Here is a 2,882-nt window from a genome sequence, read left to right as displayed (position 1 = left end):
TATACTCTCTTAGATACTCTTAAGGTCATCAGTAACATGTCTTCTATTTTTAATTTATTGACGCGGCCTCCTCGGGCTTTTTTCTCTTTGTGACTTATCTCCAAAATCAAGCTCATTTGATCAAATGTGCTACGTTTTAATCCGGTTAATCTTCGGAATTTCTCGTTGTCTAAACTTTTTGCTTTTTCAAATTTCATCATGCCCTTACGTATTTTTAAGGGCATCATTTTATACAAGGGCTTTTTTATTTCCTAGTTTTGAAAGAGCTCTAATGGATCTAATAAAACGAGTGCTTCAATACCTAGAAGAAAATAACGACAAAATGAAGGCCAGCCAGCTATTTCAAGTTGGGATTGCAACTGTCTACCGATGGGTAAAGAGTAAGAAACAAAGAAGAAACATAGAACCTCTAAAAAAGAAAAGCACTTATAGGAAAATTGATGATCAGAGATTAATCGCTTATGTATAGAAAAACCCCGATCATTTTGAAGTACACTATAAGAGGATCAAACAACCTTTTCTAATACTCCAATATCTATGAGCATAACATGCACAGCATGAAGATTTAATGTATAATCTTCATTATAAAAGTTATCTGAAACATAACCTACAATGGAGTCTTTATCTTTAGCAAGATGATTTTTCTCCGTAATTTGTTTTAAAAAATCATATAAAGGTATACTGTACTCTTGAGTAGAAAGGGCTGTATGAACACTCTCTAACAAAGAACAAGCGTCCCATAACGCCTTTATTTGCCATTTGGTTAAAGAACTAGGAAAATTATCGGTATACATATCATGTCTAGCAAGGGTAGTGTTTAGACCGAGATCTGTACCATACTTCTTTCTTATATAGTTTAAAGAATGCCAATGTCTACCATTGACTTGTGTAAATTGCAATATGGTTTCTTCTTTATATTTTTGCACCAAGGTGAGCAACTCTGCTTCCGGTGTTCCACTGCCATCTAATTCAGAATATATTCTCGTTGCTACTTCCAACCAAGTAGGTGTACATTTGCTTGCGGCATCTGCTAATGCTCTTAAGTTTTGATCTTTTTTTTCTAATCCTTTACCTGTTTTCCATTGGTAAATGATGTTTTTTAGTAAAAGGGAAAGTTGTATAAAAAGTAGATCGTTCGATGTATTTTGCACCTTGTTGCATAAGTTCTCTAGATCATCCCGTTGGGAATATAGCTGCTGCAGATTTCCTGCATCCCTGTATATGCTCTTATCTATTATGTTTTTATCAAACTCCGTAAGGAAATCTCTCAAATTGCACTGAACATCTTTTGGACAAGAGAGTAAAGGGGGTGCTAGGTGCAATCCATTAAGATTGATCATAGAAGCGATCGCCATCTCTCCAGAAGAAGTCTTTGCTAAAGGCTTTTGTACAACAACACTATGCAGAAACCGATCATCTGATATTAGATTTTTAGAAATATATGGTAACACTAGAGGATGGATTTTGATTGCCTCTAGAGCAAACTCTTCGTTGCTTAACAAAACCTGATTCCTAATATATTTTACAGCCTCCCAAGAACGGTTTAACGCCTTTAAGGCGCTATTCTTCCCCCCCGGTATTACACGAGAAAATAGAAGATCGCGTATAACCTCCCAAGGAGCCTCATCTAAGATCTTGTTAAGAACCTCCACATCCTTACAAAAAACGTCTGTAGAAATGTACTTTACAGCCTCCCAAGAACGGTTTAAAGCTTTTAAAGCACACTCTTTATCTGTTATTATCCCATGAGGAAGAAGATGCTTTACCCTTTCCCAAGGAGCGCTATCTAAAACCTTGGTAAGAATCTCTTGATCCTTTTGTAAGTCAGGATGAGCATATTTTATAGCCTCCCAAGAAACCTCTAAAGCCTTTAAAATACGCTTTTTATCTGTTATTATCTCAGGGGAAATGCATCGTAAAGCTTTTAACATGAGATTTTTATCTGTTATTATCTCATGAGGAAGAAGATGCTTTACCCTTTCCCAAGGAGCGCTATCTAAAACCTTGGTAAGAACCTCTTGATCCTTTTGTAAGTCAGGATGAGCATATTTTATAGCCTCCCAAGAAACCTCTAAAGCCTTTAAAATACGCTTTTTATCTGTTATTATCTCAGGGGAAATGCATCGTAAAGCCTTTAACATGAGCTTTTTATCTGTTATTATCTTATGAGGAAGAAGATGCTTTACCTTTTCCCAAGGAGCGCTATCTAAAACCTTGGTAAGAACCTCTTGATCCTTTTGTAAGTCAGGATGAGCATATTTTATAGCCTCCCAAGAACGATTATTTACCATTTTTAATATTACTTCTTTATCTTTTTGCAAATTGGGCAGGCGTTGCAAAAGACCGGGAATGGCTACTAGCAAAGAATTTGGCTTTCTAGTCCCTAGGTAAATGAAAACGCTTCCTAAAACAGGAATCGATTCCAACAAAAAAATACTTAAAGATTTATTAGAAATATGAGACAGATAACGATTCGCATTAATAGTTTCTTTGTTAAAAGCAGGTAGGATCATATATTTTTCTAAAATACCGCATAGAGCTACAGTCGTCCCTAATACAGGAACATAATGAGCATTTAAATCTATATAGATTAAACAATTGCTAAATATATTACTTTTCATATAACAAACCTACTTTGGCTTAAATTTACTATTTTAAAAAAATTTGCTGACTTAAGAAATTCATCCAATGCTATTAAATTGAAAGCGAAGTCCAAATCATTTACGTTTGTTTCGATTAAAATAACATTTTAATGTTAATTTTAATTAAATATTGAATGATATTAAAAACAAGTCTTTTCAAGTTTGAAGTGCACAGAAGAATTAAAAAAAGAATAGGCAGGCGATGAAAGAATCTCTATTGTGATTTTTAACAATCAAACA

The 2,882-nt window shown here is 34.5% G+C and carries 2 protein-coding genes and 1 pseudogene; 1 reads left to right on the top strand and 2 read right to left on the bottom strand.

The window, feature by feature from the left end; all coding sequences use genetic code 11:
• Positions 1-197 (bottom strand): annotated as a pseudogene (locus tag RHOW815_RS07630) (IS5/IS1182 family transposase); the annotation flags it as partial.
• 74 nt (positions 198-271) lie between these two features.
• On the opposite strand from RHOW815_RS07630, the gene RHOW815_RS07625 reads away from it, so the two are divergent.
• Entirely contained in the window at positions 272-469 is a 198-nt protein-coding gene (locus RHOW815_RS07625) for an IS630 transposase-related protein (RefSeq protein ID WP_215217716.1), read from the top strand.
• A 37-nt stretch (positions 470-506) separates the two neighbouring features.
• Here the strand turns inward: RHOW815_RS07625 and RHOW815_RS07620 are convergent, their stop codons facing one another.
• Positions 507-2,621 carry a DUF4116 domain-containing protein gene (locus RHOW815_RS07620; protein ID WP_215217715.1) on the bottom strand — a complete coding sequence of 705 codons (2,115 nt, stop codon included), beginning with the start codon at positions 2,619-2,621 and terminating at the stop codon, positions 507-509.
• Positions 2,622-2,882: the final 261 nt, after the last annotated feature.

Source organism: Candidatus Rhabdochlamydia sp. W815, from assembly GCF_018642185.1.
Lineage (GTDB): Bacteria > Chlamydiota > Chlamydiia > Chlamydiales > Rhabdochlamydiaceae > Rhabdochlamydia > Rhabdochlamydia oedothoracis.
Note: the sequence above shows the minus strand (reverse complement) of the source record. Positions and strands in the feature narration are given on the sequence as shown.

Coding starts and splice junctions, on each gene's coding strand:
- RHOW815_RS07625 (WP_215217716.1), top strand. CDS start 272: ATGGATCTAATAAAACGAGTGCTTCAATACCTAGAAGAAAATAACGAC.
- RHOW815_RS07620 (WP_215217715.1), bottom strand. CDS start 2,621: ATGAAAAGTAATATATTTAGCAATTGTTTAATCTATATAGATTTAAAT.